Below are 14,903 nucleotides of genomic sequence, written 5' to 3'. Positions count from 1 at the left end.
TACCTTATTCTTGATCTCTTCTGGATTCTGATTGGGTAGCAGGTGCACCATCCGTGGAGCCAGCTCCAGTACCTGAGCCGTCGCCAGTGCCGTCACCAGTCCCGCCTCCGGTTCCAGTGCCATCACCAGTGCCGTCATCTGTACCTCCGTCACCAGTCCCATCTCCTTCAGGTGGTGGAGTAGTGCCATCCTCGTCACCTGTGTCTTCACCATCACCTGAACCTTCTTCATTCCCATTTCCTTGGCCATTTCCTTGGCCGTTTCCTTGGCCGTTTCCATTACCATTGTTATTTCCATTATTGTTATCTTGATTTTCATCGTTGTTTTCATCTTGGTTTTCTTCTTCTTCACCATCAGTAGCCTTGACCTCAACATTAACCGTTGCAGGGTTACTGCGTTGATCTCCTGATATTGCTACAACTTCAAAGGTGAAGGTTCCTTGGGATTGAATGTTTTCGACATTTAATCCTTTCTTATCAGTTGTTGTTAATACTTGTTTCGCTTCACCATTTATTGAAACTGCCACTTCGAATTGAACGTCTTTCTCTTTACCATAATCCCAGGCAAGAGTGATGGTTTGATCCTTCTTATTGAATTTACCTTTCAGATTTGATGGTGCATCAATCTTGTCGAATTCTTGTGAAACCTTAGAAGGTTCTGTTCCACGGACGAATAGTTCAGTGATTACTCGGTCATCTGGCGTGTATTTACTTGGTAGTCTTGCCGGATTGCTTCCTAGTTCAACTTTGGATTCAACTACGCTGTCTGGCTTTTTAAAGTCAGGTGTGTCGACACCCTCGTGAACATAGCTCATCAAGTCACTGACGATGTATTGTGAAACTCTTCTATCTGTAGGTGATAGTGGAATGGAGCGAGTCTTATACCCAGTCCAAACAGCCGCTGTATAGTTTGTGGTATAGCCTACAAACCACGAATCAGGTGCGTCTGTCTTAGCAATTCCGTATTTCTCACGTTCTTCTTGAGAATAGTTCGTCGTACCTGATTTCCCTGCCATCGGTAATCCTGGCACCTTGGCATAAAGCCCTGTACCTCTTGGATGATCAATAACGCTCTGCAGCATATCAGAAATCATATAGGCTGTATATTCCTTCATCGCAGGCTTTGGTTTATTATCATTTTCAATCTCTGTTTCACCATCACGTAACACTACTTTTGTAACCGTATGAGGCTTGTTGTATATTCCTTCATTACCAAATGCGGCATAAGCACCTGCCATTTGTACGGAGTTTACCCCAGGAGAAACTCCACCGATTGAAGCAGATTCATAATAATGATCGAATTTTAATCCTAGACCATTCACAAATTCTTCTGCTTTCTCTGGACCAACTTCCTGAAAAGCTTTTAAAGCAGTTATATTTCGGGAATCCCATAGACCTTCGCGTATGGTGATAGGCCCTTTAAATTGACCGTCATAGTTATTGAGTTCCGTTCCATCTGAATATTTATAAGGCTCATCTTTTAAAATATGATAGGTCGACCATTTTAAATGCTCAATGGCAGGAGCATAGTCTATTAAAGGCTTAATAGTAGATCCGGGCTGACGTTTTGTGTCGATTGCAAAGTTAAATCCACGCTGAACGTTTGGATCCTGTTCTCTGCCGCCGCCAATTGCCCTGATTTCTCCAGTTTTCGTATCCATAAGTGTTACACCCGCCTGCATAGGCTCTTCAGAATTCTCTGGATAACTGAAGCTGGTATTTTCACCTGCTAAAATTTCTTCCAAGCGTTTTTGAGCATTCGGGTCAACGGTTGTATAAACCTTTAAACCGTCTGAAAACAGGTTATAGTCACCCATTTTTTCTACTTCATCAATTACGGCATCTACAAAGGCGGGATATTTGTTTCCGTTTTTCTTTTCGACCTCTTCAGCTGAAACCAATCCTTCTGTGATAGGAAGAGCTTGAGCTTCCTTTTTTTCTTTTTCAGTGATTTTACCGTGCTGTTCCATTAAGGACAGAACGATATTACGTCGTTTTTCAGCTTTTTCAGGGTATTTAAAAGGGTTATAATTGTTTGGACTTTGAGGCAGTCCAGCAATTAAAGCCGCTTCATGAAGCTTGATGTCTTTGATGTCTTTACCGTAGTAATAGTCTGCAGCAGTAGCCATACCATTTATTCCAGCGGACATATACACTTTATTAAAATACATTTCAAAGATTTCTTCTTTTGTATATTCCTGCTCAAGCTTAAGAGCCAACCATGCTTCTTGAGCTTTCCTTTTTAATGTTTTCTCAGGGCTTAAAAAAGAACCCTTGATTACTTGCTGGGTAATCGTTGAAGCACCTTCTGAACCGAAACCGCCTGTTACATTGGCAATGACGGCGCCCCCTAAACGAATCAAGTCAATTCCGTTATGTTTATAGAAACGATTGTCTTCTGTAGCCAGTACCGCATCTTGCATCACCTGAGGGATGTCATCAAAGTTTGCATACTCCCGTTTTTCTTTTCCTACAGTTGTAATCAATTCTCCGTTCATATCATAAATTTCTGATGCAATCGGATCCTTGAGTAATTTTTCATCAAGCTTAGGTGCACTAGACGCATAATATGCAAATAATCCTGCACCAGCAAGCATCCCAATAATACCAATGATAAATAATGATATAATGACGCGTTTAACCATAGAGCCCTTCTTCTTGCTCTTTGTGGATTTCGACTTTTTTTGGGCCAGGCGTTTTTCTTCCCTTGACTTATATTGACCAGCCATATTGTTTCCTCACTTTCAATCTTCAGTGTTTTTAGTATTGTCTAAGATTTAAAATATACTACTGATATTGAGATAAATTATAGATTAACTCATTTTGCATAAACTAAAAATATAACTGATGGACTATTTTTAAATAATCGACCCTGGGATGCAGTCCTAAAGGAATGATGACTCCTTTTTCCTCTAGCTCTTCCCGTTTGATTGATTTTCTTCCTCCATTTATCATGCGGTCCCAATAGTTCCTTAGAGCTTTGTAGGGAAGTAAGAAGACTTCTTCGGAAGCAGAAAACCTTACTAGTACAAAGGTAATACCGTCTTGATTATGGACGTTTTCCATATGCTGAATTTGATGCTCGTGAAAATTTTGAAGTGGAAAGGACGTTTTATTCTTTGTTTCTTTCGCTTCAAAGTCGATATATCTTCCGTTGTACACACCATTATAATCCGTCGTGGAGGGCTGCTTAAAGTATGCTTCCTTAATGACGGCGGCACTTCTGGATGGATAATGTACATCCACTATTTGAACGGGAGTCGGTTTTTTGTGAATGACTGCTTTATGGAACGTTAAATAATATTGGTTCGTTTCATTAATGTCTTCTTCAAGGGTCATACCTCTGTTGCTATAAGATAGTTGTTTCGGTTTGGCCTTCGCTTTTTTTGAGGGTAATGGCGCTTCCACATATTTCTTACCATTAGGATAATGGAATTTCATGGTAATTCACCTCGCAGACTAATCTATATCATAACAGAAACCACTCCAATTTGTGTGAATAATTGATTACAAATCTCCTCAATCTATGGCTATAGGGGAGAGGGGGATAATAAGGATGGATGAAATGAGCAATACTTATCGCTTTTTACCCTATATACCTGAACCTAAACGTACAATCGAGTGGATTCATGAAATCAACCATCTAGTGAATCTGCATAATCAAGATAATATAACAAGAACGATGGCTTATCAAAAATTTTTCCTTCTTCATCCTGAAATAAAATGGTCTTTCCTGGCTTCGATGGTATCAAGAAATGCCGGCTGGAATATGACCGATCTTAAAGGTGATATTTTCACGCGGCTTTTACACCGGGCTACCCGTGATGATCTATTCATGACGTATGAAAGAGCGAACTGGAGCATTTTTCAGGATGCCTTCCCACAACTTCTTCTCTATCATTATTCGACGAGGTATAAGAAGAAAATGTTTCATTTGTTTAAAGAATTTCATATTTCAAGCTTCATGGAAGAAGAATGGAATCGTTACTGGGATGAGAGAAATGACCAAAGATTAGTTCATTCTCTAATTATAAATGAGCAACACCTCATTCAAGAACCAGTCATTGAACATGAGGTTTATAAAAAGAGGGTGTTTGGCTCCTTTCTATTCTTTATAGAAGATCATCTTCATTTCAGCTCCGTTCTATTTCCAACATTAGAGGGTGAGCTTTTAGGTGCGAGTGTCCATGGCTTTAGAAAAATCGAAAACAGAATACTGTTAGGAAAACAATTATTTATGATTTTATTTCATCCTGATTACCATTCATCCTTTCTGAACTTTGCTTTACAAGTAGAGCATACAGGGTCTAGAAACGACTACGAACAGTTCTGTAAAGGAGTCCTCCAAACGAGTACACCCATGCTCCATGAAGTTTATGACGATGTTCCACATCATTGGAAGTCTCATACGGACTGGTCGATTAAAGAGAAAATTAATAAGGATTGGTATAAAGAAAAGGAACTCCCTAATGGAATCGAATTAACAAAATGGTTTTTTCATAAGCAAAGGCAGCTAGAGAAGATGGCGAAAGTAAAAGAGGCGTTAAAAAAGATCTGGAAGAGGAATAGAAAGAAGAAGAGACCAACACCCTAAAATAGTGTTGGTCTCTTCTTGTCATGCATGTCGGGTCTGAACGAGCCGCCTCCGCTTTTTTATGTCGCTGGACGGTTTTCGCCTTCTAGTTTAGGGTTGCCTTTTGAGGCTTTGGTTTGGGCTGAATTTGTAGTTTGCTGTTTGTTTTGTTTGTTTTTTTGATTTTTCATTGGGTTACACCTCCACCTATATTATTTTCTAGTTAATACCTTATTTATTCAGTAAGTGTCGAAACATAATTAACCTCATGTCCATTTAACACTTTCTTTGGCGAAACGCTTCTAGTTTTGTCAAGGGGGAAGGGAACGGTTCATAAAGAGAGAATTACAGTATTAATCCAAAAAAAAGGTGGGAGGATTCACAATGCTTCCAAAACAAGATATTATGTTGAAATTAGCTGAAATTGAAGAAAGTTTGAATCAATTAGAACAAAGTCTGCATGATCGAATCTCAGTTGAAGAGCAAGAAGGAATGAATTCGTTAACGAACCAGATACAGAAAATCGACAGTAAATTGAGCTCAGTGGAGAGAAAAGCGGGATCTAAAACCGTTCTTATGAAAAATAGAGAAAAGTCCTTTGTCTTACAAAAACTTGAATTATCCTATAAGACGTCTTAAACTGAATCTATAAGAAAGTAGCGTTGTGCTACTTTTTATTTTTGTCTACATTTTTACGGAGGGCTTTTTTTGAAAGAATTGAAGCAAGTCACAGGGGAATTGATCGTCCTTGTTGAGCAGATGTTGAAAGAATATAAAGGCAGGCGTGAGTCAGGTGAAAAAGGAGACTTTTACACCGAAGTGAAACCTTTTGCCGATAAAGTAAAGGCGGAGAATGATGCGTGGAAGGAATTGTCCTTGATTTGGATCAAGGAACAAAGGCCAAAACACCTTCATTTCCCTCAAATTTTAAACACGTTCGATAATATTGAAATGCTGTCGGTTCACTGTTTCTTTCCAGAGTCCAGTTACAACCGGTTTATCAGTCATTACCAATCTGTCTCGTATGTACTGCAAACCCAGTTGGATGAATTGAATGAAAAATAAGAGGCTGCCGATGGGCAGCCTCTTTACATTATGGTGTTGGAATTGCTTTTTCTTCTATTGTATTGATCTGCTTCGACAGCTCTTTATAATGATGCAATGAAATCTCATTAGAAATATAAAGTTTTTTGGCCATTGTAAGAAGTTCTTGTTGATCCGTTGCTTGATAATGTTTACTACTTTCATATCTCTTCAGCAGTTCACTCAGGTTCATCTTGATTCCTCCCAATACTTATATTTCATTGCGTTGCATCTACATTTATCCTATCATAGAAAACCCTTTCTTTAAGTTGTAAGAATAGTGTAACTTCCGACATTCTTCTTGTATTTGTCGAAAGATCTTTATGGGTCTTTTCACCATTTATCCAGTTAAAACATAAAGTATAGTAACCAATATTAAGTAAGGGGGCTAAGTATGAATTCTTTCCTTCATTCGAGACAGATGCGTAACTATCATCCAAGTTATCATTCGCAATCAACGTATATGGGACCAGTGATGAACTTTCAAGGACAGGGTGTGCGACCTCCAGAATATGGATCTTTCCAACCTAATTATTATCCTCAACCAGAAGCCCAATACCCTGCATCGGGGTTTCATATGAACCAATATCAACAGATAAACCAGCAGCAAATGAATCCATATTTTGAAAATCCTCTACAGCAGAAAGAATACAATCCGTACCAAATGAAAGCAATGGAGCAACAGGCTTATGCTAATCCATATCCGAAAGCCTCGTTCATGGCTAAACCTCAGTCTGGAGGAGTAAGTTCGATCATGAATTCATTCAAGTCACAGGATGGATCTTTAGATTTCAATAAAATGATGAATACGACAGGACAAATGATGGGGGCAATTAATCAAGTTTCCTCTCTCGTAAAAGGCTTGGGTGGGATATTTAAACTATAGAATGACAAAAATGGGCTGCCGACTTGGCAGTCCATTTTTTCATATGGTAATAGGAAATTTATTCTATAGGTATTCGTTTACCGGATACTTTGTCAACCCTGACAGTCAGCAATCCGTCTTTATGAGAAGCTTTCACATTCTTTTCATTAACTACCCTTGGAAAGGGAATGGTCCTGCTGCTTTTTTTCATGGATTGCTTTCTTCTTACCATTTGATTTTGGTCATTTTCCTCGGAGAACTCTTCTTTATTGGTTACAGAAATCGTAATGTACTGAGGGAACACATCAAGTTGAATCTGCTCTTTCTTAATACCTGGAAGCTGTGCAGTCACGATAAAATAATTATCTGTTTCGGTTAATTCGACCGGGAAAGAACCAAATGGGTTAGATGATGATGTGAAAAATTCATCAATGCTTTGAAGCATTCCTTTCATAGGTCTTTCATGAAAAAACTCGTTCATGGAATGCATCAGGTCACCAAAACCTTTTTTCTCGTTCGACATGGGTATGCTCCTTTCACGCAAAAGTATTCATACTAGTGTATGAATACTTGCAGAATATGTGCATTTGTCCTATATCCCAATATAAGCTCCTCTATGAAAAAAGGTAAAGAAATTTACAGCTTCCTCCACCTTTCGATCCTTCACTTTCTAATGGGATAAGGATGGTAAAGTAATCCTGTTTTTTTTACTTTAGTTTCGAACATAGATTCGGTAAAATGAATAGAAGAGGTGATACCTGTGTTTAAGAAAAACAACCTTGAACAGTTGATCGAACATTTTAAAAAAGACGATGATTTTAATAAGCAGATAGTTCACTGGCATACTATAGAGGAAAAATCAGCTCAATTGGTCGATCTGCCATATGAGATAAATGAAAAAATAAAAAAAGCATTGCAAAAAAGAGGAATTGAAAATCTTTATACCCATCAACATTCCGCTTTTCAGCTGGCAATGGAAGGAAAAAGCTTTACTGCGGTGACTCCTACAGCCTCGGGGAAGACCCTTTGTTATAATCTTCCTGTATTACAATCGATTATGGACAACCCAGATGCACGAGCGTTATATATTTTTCCTACTAAAGCACTGGCACAAGATCAGAAAGCTGAGTTGAACGAAATCATTTCAGAGGCAGAAGCTTCTATAAATAGCTATACATATGACGGTGATACCTCTGCTAATATACGCCAAAAGGTTAGGAAAGCAGGGCATATTGTCATAACGAATCCCGATATGCTCCACTCAGCGATTCTTCCTCATCACACAAAGTGGGTTTCTCTTTTTGAGAATCTAAAGTACGTTATTATCGATGAACTTCATATATATAGGGGGGTTTTTGGTTCCCATGTAAGCAATGTGATCAGGAGATTAAAACGAATTTGCGAGTTTTATGGAGCTTCTCCCATATTCATCTGTACTTCGGCAACGATTGCAAATCCTAAAGAGCTGTCAGAGAACTTGACCGGTACAGAAATGAATTTGATTGATAATAACGGTGCACCCAGTGCCAGAAAGCATTTCGTTTTCTACAATCCCCCTATTGTAAATAAACCGTTGAATATACGCAGGAGTGCGACACTGGAGGTAAGGAGAATTGCTGGTGAGCTATTGAAGAATAAGGTGCAAACCATCATATTCGCCAGAAGCAGGGTGAGAGTGGAAATTATCCTTACCTACTTACAAGAATTAGTGAAGAGCCAATTAGGAGCGAAATCAATCAGAGGGTACCGGGGAGGATATCTTCCAACTCAACGCCGGGAAATTGAAAAAGGCTTACGATCTGGTGAAATCTACGGAGTTGTTAGTACGAACGCTCTTGAATTAGGGGTCGATATCGGACAATTACAAGTATGCATCATGACCGGCTATCCAGGAACGATCGCAAGTGCTTGGCAGCAAGCGGGAAGAGCAGGGAGAAGACATGGGGAATCTCTGGTGATCATGGTAGCAAGCTCAAGCCCATTAGATCAATTCATAATTGAGCATCCGGATTACTTTTTCGAGCAAACGCCTGAAACTGCGAGAATCAACCCGGATAATTTGATTATTCTCATTGATCATATTAAGTGTGCTGCCTATGAGCTTCCCTTTAAAGAAGGTGAACAATTTGGTAAGCACGACATAGAAGATATTTTAGAATTTTTAGTAGAAGAGCGGGTGGTTCATAAGAATGGTGAAAAATGGTATTGGATGAATGATGTATTTCCTGCCCATAACATCAGCCTCCGCTCAGCTTCCCAGGAAAATGTCATCATAATTGATCAAACCGACACCTCAGCCGTTAAAGTAATAGGGGAGATGGACCGTTTCTCCGCCATGACCTTATTGCACGATGAAGCGATTTATTTACATCAAGGGGTTCAATTCCAAGTAGAAGAACTTGATTGGGATGAAAAGAAAGCGTATGTAAGGGAAGTTGATGTGGATTATTTCACAGATGCCAATCTAGCTGTACAATTGAGAGTACTGGAAACAGACAAGCTTCGAACGTCAGAAATGTATGATGTAGCATATGGGGACGTAACTGTTCAAGCAATGGCAACGATTTTCAAGAAAATCAAATTTGATACGCACGAAAATATTGGATCAGGGCCTATCCATCTGCCTGAAGAGGAACTGCATACGAGTTCCAGCTGGATTTCATTAAAAGATGATGCTTCATTTAGTCAGGAGCGTCTGGAAGAAGGACTTATCGGGGCAGCTCAAAGCTTGAAATCGATTATTCCATTATTTGTTATGTGTGATCCAAGCGATATTTTCGTAGTCCCTCAAATAAAGGCTGCACATAATGAACAGCCTACGATCTTTATTTACGATCGGTACCCCGGGGGAATCGGGTTAAGTGAAAAGGTGTATGAACAGATGGAGAGAATCCTCCTTGAGACATCTAACATGATCGAGAGATGTCCGTGTCAAACTGGCTGTCCTTCGTGTATTGGAACGGATCATTCACTGGACACGGCCAAATTGGATGCATTAAAGCTTCTTCATCTTTTCCTTCAATAAGAGAAGGAGGGAACGAATTGTCTCTTAAAAATAAATTATCAAGAATGAAAAAACATATTATTAGAGAAGACGAGGCTGAAGAGAAGAAAGTTCAGCATTTGGTAATAGAGCAGGAAGCGAGAGATTTCCCATTTATTGATTTATGGAAACAAAATGGTACGGCTGCCTACTATATAGACGGTGATTTTTGTCTGGTCAGGGAGAAACGATATTCAATCGATCATCAGCATGGGGATTACACATTTAAGGATTTTATTAGAGCGGTGGATGCTTGGCAAGACTTTACCGGTGAGCATCCATTGTCTTCTAAAGGTCTTAATCATGAAGAAATGTTTTTCTTCGATACGGAAACGACCGGTTTAGGTGGAGGGGTAGGAAATACGATCTTTTTATTAGGGCATGGGAAAGTGACAGAAACAGAAGTGATCGTTACCCAGCACTTTTTGCCGCAGCCGGGAAGTGAAATACCTCTCTATCACAGTTTTTTAAGTAATGTGGATTATAACACGCTTGTGACGTATAACGGTAAAGCGTTTGATTGGCCTCAAGTAAAGACAAGGCATACCCTCATTAAAGACCATGTACCCAAATTACCTGCATTCGGACATTTTGATCTTTACCATGGATCCAGAAGACTTTTTAAGCACAAGATGGAATCCGTTAAGTTAATTAACGTTGAGCGTAAGATTCTTGGATTTAATAGAGTTGATGATGTTCCGGGTTATTTAGCACCTATGATCTATTTCGATTATATAGAGCGTAAAGATCCAGAAGGTATTTTTAAGGTTATGACCCATAATGAGCTGGATATTTTGTCGTTGATCACTCTTTATACGCATTTAACTTTTCAATTATTGAATGTCCATAAGCAATCAACTGGACATGAGCGGTTCGAAGTCGGCAGGTGGCTTGAATACACGGGAAACAGAGAGATGGCAAAAGAACGTTACCAAGAGATAATAAATGAGAATGATGGTCCGAATTATGAAGCAATGCACCATCTCGCCCTTCAATTCAAAAAAGAGAGAGAAGAGAGTAGGGCGATTGAGTTATGGGAAGAAATGTGGAAAGAAGCCCCTATTTCGATTAGAAAAGTCGTATTACTGGAACTGGCTAAAGTATATGAACACAAAACAAAGAATTTAAAGCTTGCGTTGGATAGATGTGAACAGCTTGAAACCTTGATGTATGAAACCAAAGAGTGGAACAGCGAAAAACACGAAACCTTTATAGGGAAACTTCACCATCGAATGAGCCGATTGACCAGAAAAATAAATAAGAAATCAGACCTTCCAACCTAGTAACACCAAAACTTTTAAAATATACTAAAAAAATGGTTCAATCTCCTTATTTTTATATTGAGAATTTTCAAAAGAAGTTGTAAAATAGTTAATTGTGTTGAAAATATTTAATATTTAGATGGGATGATGAAAATGAACCGGGCAATCTTAATTTTGTTCTTTGTCGTCATTGGTTTAACGGCTTTTGTTTTTACCAATTATCCGGAAACTTTATATAGCTTTATGTAAGATAACGAATTGTTTTCCTAAAAATAGGTATTTTCATTAGTACATGTACCCTCTCCCTTTCATAGGCTATTAGTGTAACGACTAAGAGATGAAAGGAGAGCGTTTCAATGTATAAAAGACCAAGACCTAATCAAGTACTTCCTGCAGTCATGCACCCGACGAAATGTTGTGTGAAGCATACATGCAATACCTATGAGGTGCCACACATTCACCCAACTCACACGACGAATGTAAATAATGTTATGTATCAACATAAACATTATTTCCCGCAAACACAATCACAAGTAGACAGTGTTTCACACCAACATTTTAATTGTGGCGGTGGACCAGGTGGACCAGGATTTGGACCAGGAGGACCAGGAGGACCAGGATTTGGACCTGTTGGCCCAGGAGGACCGGGATTCGGACCTCGTCCAAGACCACCTTTCGGACCGTATGGCATGGGACGATAATATTCAGAGTGAAGATAACAGAGGGATGCCTCTAAGAGATTAGTTTCAAATGCAGAGTGGCACGTCGTGTTACTCTGCTAAAGTGACTAAGGCTTATTAGAGTCATCTCTTCTTTATGATGGTAAATAGTATATGATATTAAGGATTGTTGACCTGGCATATCGTGAAATATGTTACAATAGAGTGTAAAGGATTGGGGTATACTAAGCTTTAAATAGACATGTTTGCCCCGAAAGTTTACTGAAGGAGTTTTGCATTTGAGTAATGTTGCATGCATAACCGGATATAAATCCTTTGAGTTAGGAATTTTCAAGCAGGATGACAAAGCGGTTTACTACATAAAGCAAGCTCTAAAGAAAGAATTAGTATCTCTATTGAATGAAGAATTAGAATGGATACTCATTAGTGGGCAGCTTGGCGTTGAACTTTGGGGGGCAGAAGTGGTGTTTGAACTTCAAGAAGATTATCCTGATCTTAAACTGGCTATACTGACTCCTTTTTTATCTCAAGAGGAAAACTGGAACGACCAGAATAAAGAATACTATGAACTCATCCTTTCTCAAGCGGATTTTGTCGAATCAATCTCGAAAGAACCCTATAAAAGTCCTCAGCAGTTTCGAAACAAAAATCAATTATTCTTGCAAAAAAGCCAAACGTTGGTGATACTGTATGATGAAGAAAAAGAAGGATCACCTAAGTACTTCTATCAAGAAGCGAAGAAAAAGAAAGAGTCCGATCCATCTTTTGAAATTAGGGCGATTACATTCCATGATCTGCAATGGGTCGTCGAAGAAGAGCAGTGGAAGAATGAGTAGAGGATGCTTTATCACTCATTAACCATTCGGAATTATATGAGCCCCGAATAACAATTACAATTGACAAAATGATGGTTATTTGAAAAAATGATAGTGATAAATATAGAGGTGAAAATAATGATCTCAGATAAAGTGAAATTAACGGCTAAGGATATCCTTGAAAAAGAATTCAAAAGTGGAATGCGGGGATACAAGCAAGAAGACGTAGATAAATTTTTAGATTTGATTATTAAAGATTATGAAACCTTTCATCAAGAAATAGAAGATCTTCAACAAGAGAATCTGCGATTGAAGAAGCAAGTAGAGGGAGCCAGTAAGCAACGGTCCGCTGCTCCAACTCAGCAGACAGGCACAACGAATTTCGATATCCTTAAGCGCTTGTCTAATTTAGAAAAACATGTATTTGGAAACAAATTATACGACTAATATTTCCAGTTGAATTATTAGAAGAACTACAGTATAATTAGATATTGCTGATCCTTAATGGTGTTTGGGTAATCGCTGCAACTTATAGTTGTAGAGGAAAGTCCATGCTCGCACGGTGCTGAGATGCACGTAGTGTTCGTGCCTAGCCAATTCATAAGCTAGGGCAGCTCAAGCTTTGAGTTGACGGCAGGGAAAACACCTAAGTCCCTTGGGATATGGTGTGACTACCTTGAAAGTGCCACAGTGACGAAGTCCTGTTAGAAATGGCAGGAGTGGAACGAGGTAAACCCCACGAGCGAGAAACCCAAAATTAGGTAGGGGAATCCTTTCGGAGGAATTGAACGAAGAGAGGGACAAAGGAGCTTCCTTTGTAGATAGATGATTACCACCCGAGTACGAGACGATAAGTCGCTTGTAGTACAACGGAACAAAACATGGCTTACAGAACACTATTACGGGATAAGAGCAATATGGATTAAATAATGCAAGTGACTGATACATGCAGGTAATACACTGCTTCTTTGTATCAGTCCTTTTTATTTTATGGGAAACAAGACAATACTATTAAATAGAGATACTTAATAACGAGGTGACAATATGAGTACATATACATTAATAGCGACTGCAGCGATGGGGCTGGAAGCGATTGTTGCGAAAGAAGTGAAGGACCTGGGCTACGAATGTCAGGTGGAGAACGGGAAAGTCATCTTCAAAGGGGACGAAACGGCTATCGCAAGAGCCAATATGTGGCTAAGAACTGCTGATAGAATTAAGATACTCGTTGGAGACTTTAAAGCGTACTCCTTTGATGAACTATTTGAGAATACTAAGAAACTGCCGTGGGAGAATTTCCTTCCTGTAGACGCAGAATTCCCTGTGCAGGGGAAATCCGTTAAATCAAAGCTATACAGTGTACCTGATTGCCAGGCCATCGTGAAAAAAGCAATCGTTGAACGATTACGTACAGCATACAAACGTACATCTTGGCTTGACGAAACTGGCCCCTTGTTTAAAATTGAGGTGGCGATCCATAAAGATGTGGCAAGCATCACCCTCGATACCAGTGGACAAGGTCTTCATAAAAGGGGATATCGAATCGGTCAAGGTGAAGCTCCTTTAAAGGAAACGCTGGCTGCAGCACTGATTCAACTAACGTCCTGGAATCCTGATCGTCCATTTGTGGATCCATTCTGCGGGTCAGGTACCATTCCGATCGAAGCGGCATTGATCGGTCAAAACATCGCACCTGGATTTAACCGAGAGTTCTTGTCAGAGCAATGGCCGATGATGCCTGATGATGTATGGGAAAAAACGCGTCTGGAAGCAGAAGATTTGGCTAACTACAACCAGCCCCTTGAAATATTGGGTACTGATATCGATCACCGAATGATAGAGGTGTCGAAAGAGAATGCCCTGGAGGCAGGTCTTGGAGATTTGGTGAAATTTAAACAAATGCAAGTAAGAGACTTCACTTCAGAATTGGAATATGGCATCATTGTCGGAAATCCTCCTTATGGTGAACGTTTAGGTGAACGTAAAGAGGTGGAGAAAATGTATCAAGAAATGGGAAAGGCCTTTGAAAAACTGGAAACCTGGTCGGTATACATGATGACGTCCCATGAAAATTTTGAGCAATGCTATGGAAAGCAAGCAACCAAAAAACGTAAATTGTTCAACGGGTTTATTCGAACGGATTATTATCAATATTGGGGACCTCGTCCTCCGAGAAAAGGGTAAACATTTCAAGTCCAAGAAAAAAAGATAAAGAAGGTCAGAATATCCCCTTCACTTCCTGCGTATAATAGTTCTATCATTTTTAGAGGAGTGAAAGAGGATGGACCATTCTTTCATCGATTACCAAAAAATCTATCAGGCATTACAAAGCTCTATTTCTTCCATTTCATGTGAAGAAGGAGCAGCCATTCAACCAGACTTACACGAAGCAGCGAAAAACCTGGATCAGGCTTTTCAATATGAATTGTTAAGAAAAAAGAGAATATACGACTGAGTGTATTCTAAAGGAGACTAGGGACATCCATTCAAGTGGTAGATCTACCCTTGATATGGAGCGTCTCTTTTCTTTTGTTAAGGGCATCGGAAAAGCTTTGAATGAAAGGCTCATCTTAAGAGCCACGA

General features: G+C 39.4%; 15 protein-coding genes and 1 other RNA gene. 12 read left to right on the top strand and 4 right to left on the bottom strand.

From position 1 onward, the window contains the following. Window positions 1-4: 4 nt before the first annotated feature. Window positions 5-2,728: a PBP1A family penicillin-binding protein gene (locus tag AAEM60_RS13935; protein ID WP_299737910.1), complete on the bottom strand. Its 2,724-nt coding sequence runs from the start codon at window positions 2,726-2,728 to the stop codon at window positions 5-7. A gap of 103 nt (window positions 2,729-2,831) precedes the next feature. Then, window positions 2,832-3,440 (bottom strand): Holliday junction resolvase RecU, encoded by a 609-nt coding sequence (gene recU / locus AAEM60_RS13930; protein ID WP_299737908.1) that lies wholly within the window; start codon window positions 3,438-3,440, stop codon window positions 2,832-2,834. Window positions 3,441-3,555: 115 nt separating this feature from the next. Between recU and AAEM60_RS13925 the strand changes: the two genes are divergently transcribed. From AAEM60_RS13925 to AAEM60_RS13915, 3 genes are all read left to right on the top strand, one after another. Then, entirely contained in the window at window positions 3,556-4,593 is a 1,038-nt protein-coding gene (locus AAEM60_RS13925; protein ID WP_341356532.1) for a DUF2515 family protein, read from the top strand. Between the two features lie 363 nt (window positions 4,594-4,956). Continuing rightward, window positions 4,957-5,211: a hypothetical protein gene (locus AAEM60_RS13920; protein WP_299737904.1), complete on the top strand. Its 255-nt coding sequence runs from the start codon at window positions 4,957-4,959 to the stop codon at window positions 5,209-5,211. A gap of 69 nt (window positions 5,212-5,280) precedes the next feature. Further along, a complete protein-coding gene (locus AAEM60_RS13915) occupies window positions 5,281-5,637 on the top strand; it encodes a YppE family protein (protein ID WP_341356531.1) in 357 nt (118 codons plus the stop codon). A 28-nt stretch (window positions 5,638-5,665) separates the two neighbouring features. On the opposite strand, the gene yppF is transcribed toward AAEM60_RS13915, so the two are convergent. Continuing rightward, a complete protein-coding gene (yppF, locus tag AAEM60_RS13910) occupies window positions 5,666-5,848 on the bottom strand; it encodes a YppF family protein (RefSeq protein ID WP_299737901.1) in 183 nt (60 codons plus the stop codon). A 201-nt stretch (window positions 5,849-6,049) separates the two neighbouring features. Here yppF and AAEM60_RS13905 point away from each other — a divergent pair, with 201 nt between their 5' ends. Beyond that, window positions 6,050-6,541, top strand: a complete 492-nt coding sequence (locus tag AAEM60_RS13905) for a YppG family protein (RefSeq protein WP_299737899.1) — start codon at window positions 6,050-6,052, stop codon at window positions 6,539-6,541. Between the two features lie 58 nt (window positions 6,542-6,599). Here the strand turns inward: AAEM60_RS13905 and AAEM60_RS13900 are convergent, their stop codons facing one another. Next, window positions 6,600-7,043: an Hsp20/alpha crystallin family protein gene (locus AAEM60_RS13900; protein WP_299737897.1), complete on the bottom strand. Its 444-nt coding sequence runs from the start codon at window positions 7,041-7,043 to the stop codon at window positions 6,600-6,602. Between the two features lie 237 nt (window positions 7,044-7,280). Between AAEM60_RS13900 and AAEM60_RS13895 the strand changes: the two genes are divergently transcribed. The 8 genes from AAEM60_RS13895 to AAEM60_RS13860 all read left to right on the top strand — a co-directional run bounded on the left by AAEM60_RS13895 (window position 7,281) and on the right by AAEM60_RS13860 (window position 14,775). Beyond that, window positions 7,281-9,545 carry a DEAD/DEAH box helicase gene (locus AAEM60_RS13895; RefSeq protein ID WP_341356530.1) on the top strand — a complete coding sequence of 755 codons (2,265 nt, stop codon included), beginning with the start codon at window positions 7,281-7,283 and terminating at the stop codon, window positions 9,543-9,545. A 17-nt stretch (window positions 9,546-9,562) separates the two neighbouring features. Further along, window positions 9,563-10,846 (top strand): ribonuclease H-like domain-containing protein, encoded by a 1,284-nt coding sequence (locus AAEM60_RS13890; RefSeq protein ID WP_341356529.1) that lies wholly within the window; start codon window positions 9,563-9,565, stop codon window positions 10,844-10,846. A 335-nt stretch (window positions 10,847-11,181) separates the two neighbouring features. Further along, a complete protein-coding gene (locus AAEM60_RS13885; RefSeq protein WP_341356528.1) occupies window positions 11,182-11,526 on the top strand; it encodes a CotD family spore coat protein in 345 nt (114 codons plus the stop codon). A gap of 257 nt (window positions 11,527-11,783) precedes the next feature. Then, window positions 11,784-12,341 (top strand): DUF1273 domain-containing protein, encoded by a 558-nt coding sequence (locus AAEM60_RS13880; RefSeq protein ID WP_299737889.1) that lies wholly within the window; start codon window positions 11,784-11,786, stop codon window positions 12,339-12,341. Between the two features lie 117 nt (window positions 12,342-12,458). Then, window positions 12,459-12,767 (top strand): cell division regulator GpsB, encoded by a 309-nt coding sequence (gene gpsB / locus AAEM60_RS13875; protein WP_299737887.1) that lies wholly within the window; start codon window positions 12,459-12,461, stop codon window positions 12,765-12,767. 60 nt (window positions 12,768-12,827) lie between these two features. Then, window positions 12,828-13,214: RNase P RNA component class B (gene rnpB / locus AAEM60_RS13870), an RNA gene on the top strand. Between the two features lie 150 nt (window positions 13,215-13,364). Then, complete coding sequence (locus tag AAEM60_RS13865) at window positions 13,365-14,504, top strand: class I SAM-dependent RNA methyltransferase (protein WP_299737885.1); 1,140 nt, start codon at window positions 13,365-13,367, stop codon at window positions 14,502-14,504. Window positions 14,505-14,601: 97 nt separating this feature from the next. Beyond that, window positions 14,602-14,775 carry a hypothetical protein gene (locus AAEM60_RS13860; protein ID WP_341356527.1) on the top strand — a complete coding sequence of 58 codons (174 nt, stop codon included), beginning with the start codon at window positions 14,602-14,604 and terminating at the stop codon, window positions 14,773-14,775. The last annotated feature ends 128 nt before the right edge of the window (window positions 14,776-14,903 follow it).

Source organism: Rossellomorea sp. y25, assembly GCF_038049935.1.
Lineage (GTDB): Bacteria > Bacillota > Bacilli > Bacillales > Bacillaceae_B > Rossellomorea.
This window is presented reverse-complemented; position numbering and strand designations above follow the sequence as displayed.

Excerpts from the sequence above, each read along its gene's own strand:
- AAEM60_RS13885 (WP_341356528.1), top strand. The coding sequence starts at position 11,182 with ATGTATAAAAGACCAAGACCTAATCAAGTACTTCCTGCAGTCATGCAC.
- recU (WP_299737908.1), bottom strand. The coding sequence starts at position 3,440 with ATGAAATTCCATTATCCTAATGGTAAGAAATATGTGGAAGCGCCATTA.
- AAEM60_RS13925 (WP_341356532.1), top strand. The coding sequence starts at position 3,556 with ATGGATGAAATGAGCAATACTTATCGCTTTTTACCCTATATACCTGAA.
- gpsB (WP_299737887.1), top strand. The coding sequence starts at position 12,459 with ATGATCTCAGATAAAGTGAAATTAACGGCTAAGGATATCCTTGAAAAA.
- AAEM60_RS13865 (WP_299737885.1), top strand. The coding sequence starts at position 13,365 with ATGAGTACATATACATTAATAGCGACTGCAGCGATGGGGCTGGAAGCG.
- AAEM60_RS13935 (WP_299737910.1), bottom strand. The coding sequence starts at position 2,728 with ATGGCTGGTCAATATAAGTCAAGGGAAGAAAAACGCCTGGCCCAAAAA.
- AAEM60_RS13920 (WP_299737904.1), top strand. The coding sequence starts at position 4,957 with ATGCTTCCAAAACAAGATATTATGTTGAAATTAGCTGAAATTGAAGAA.
- AAEM60_RS13900 (WP_299737897.1), bottom strand. The coding sequence starts at position 7,043 with ATGTCGAACGAGAAAAAAGGTTTTGGTGACCTGATGCATTCCATGAAC.
- yppF (WP_299737901.1), bottom strand. The coding sequence starts at position 5,848 with ATGAACCTGAGTGAACTGCTGAAGAGATATGAAAGTAGTAAACATTAT.
- AAEM60_RS13860 (WP_341356527.1), top strand. The coding sequence starts at position 14,602 with ATGGACCATTCTTTCATCGATTACCAAAAAATCTATCAGGCATTACAA.
- AAEM60_RS13905 (WP_299737899.1), top strand. The coding sequence starts at position 6,050 with ATGAATTCTTTCCTTCATTCGAGACAGATGCGTAACTATCATCCAAGT.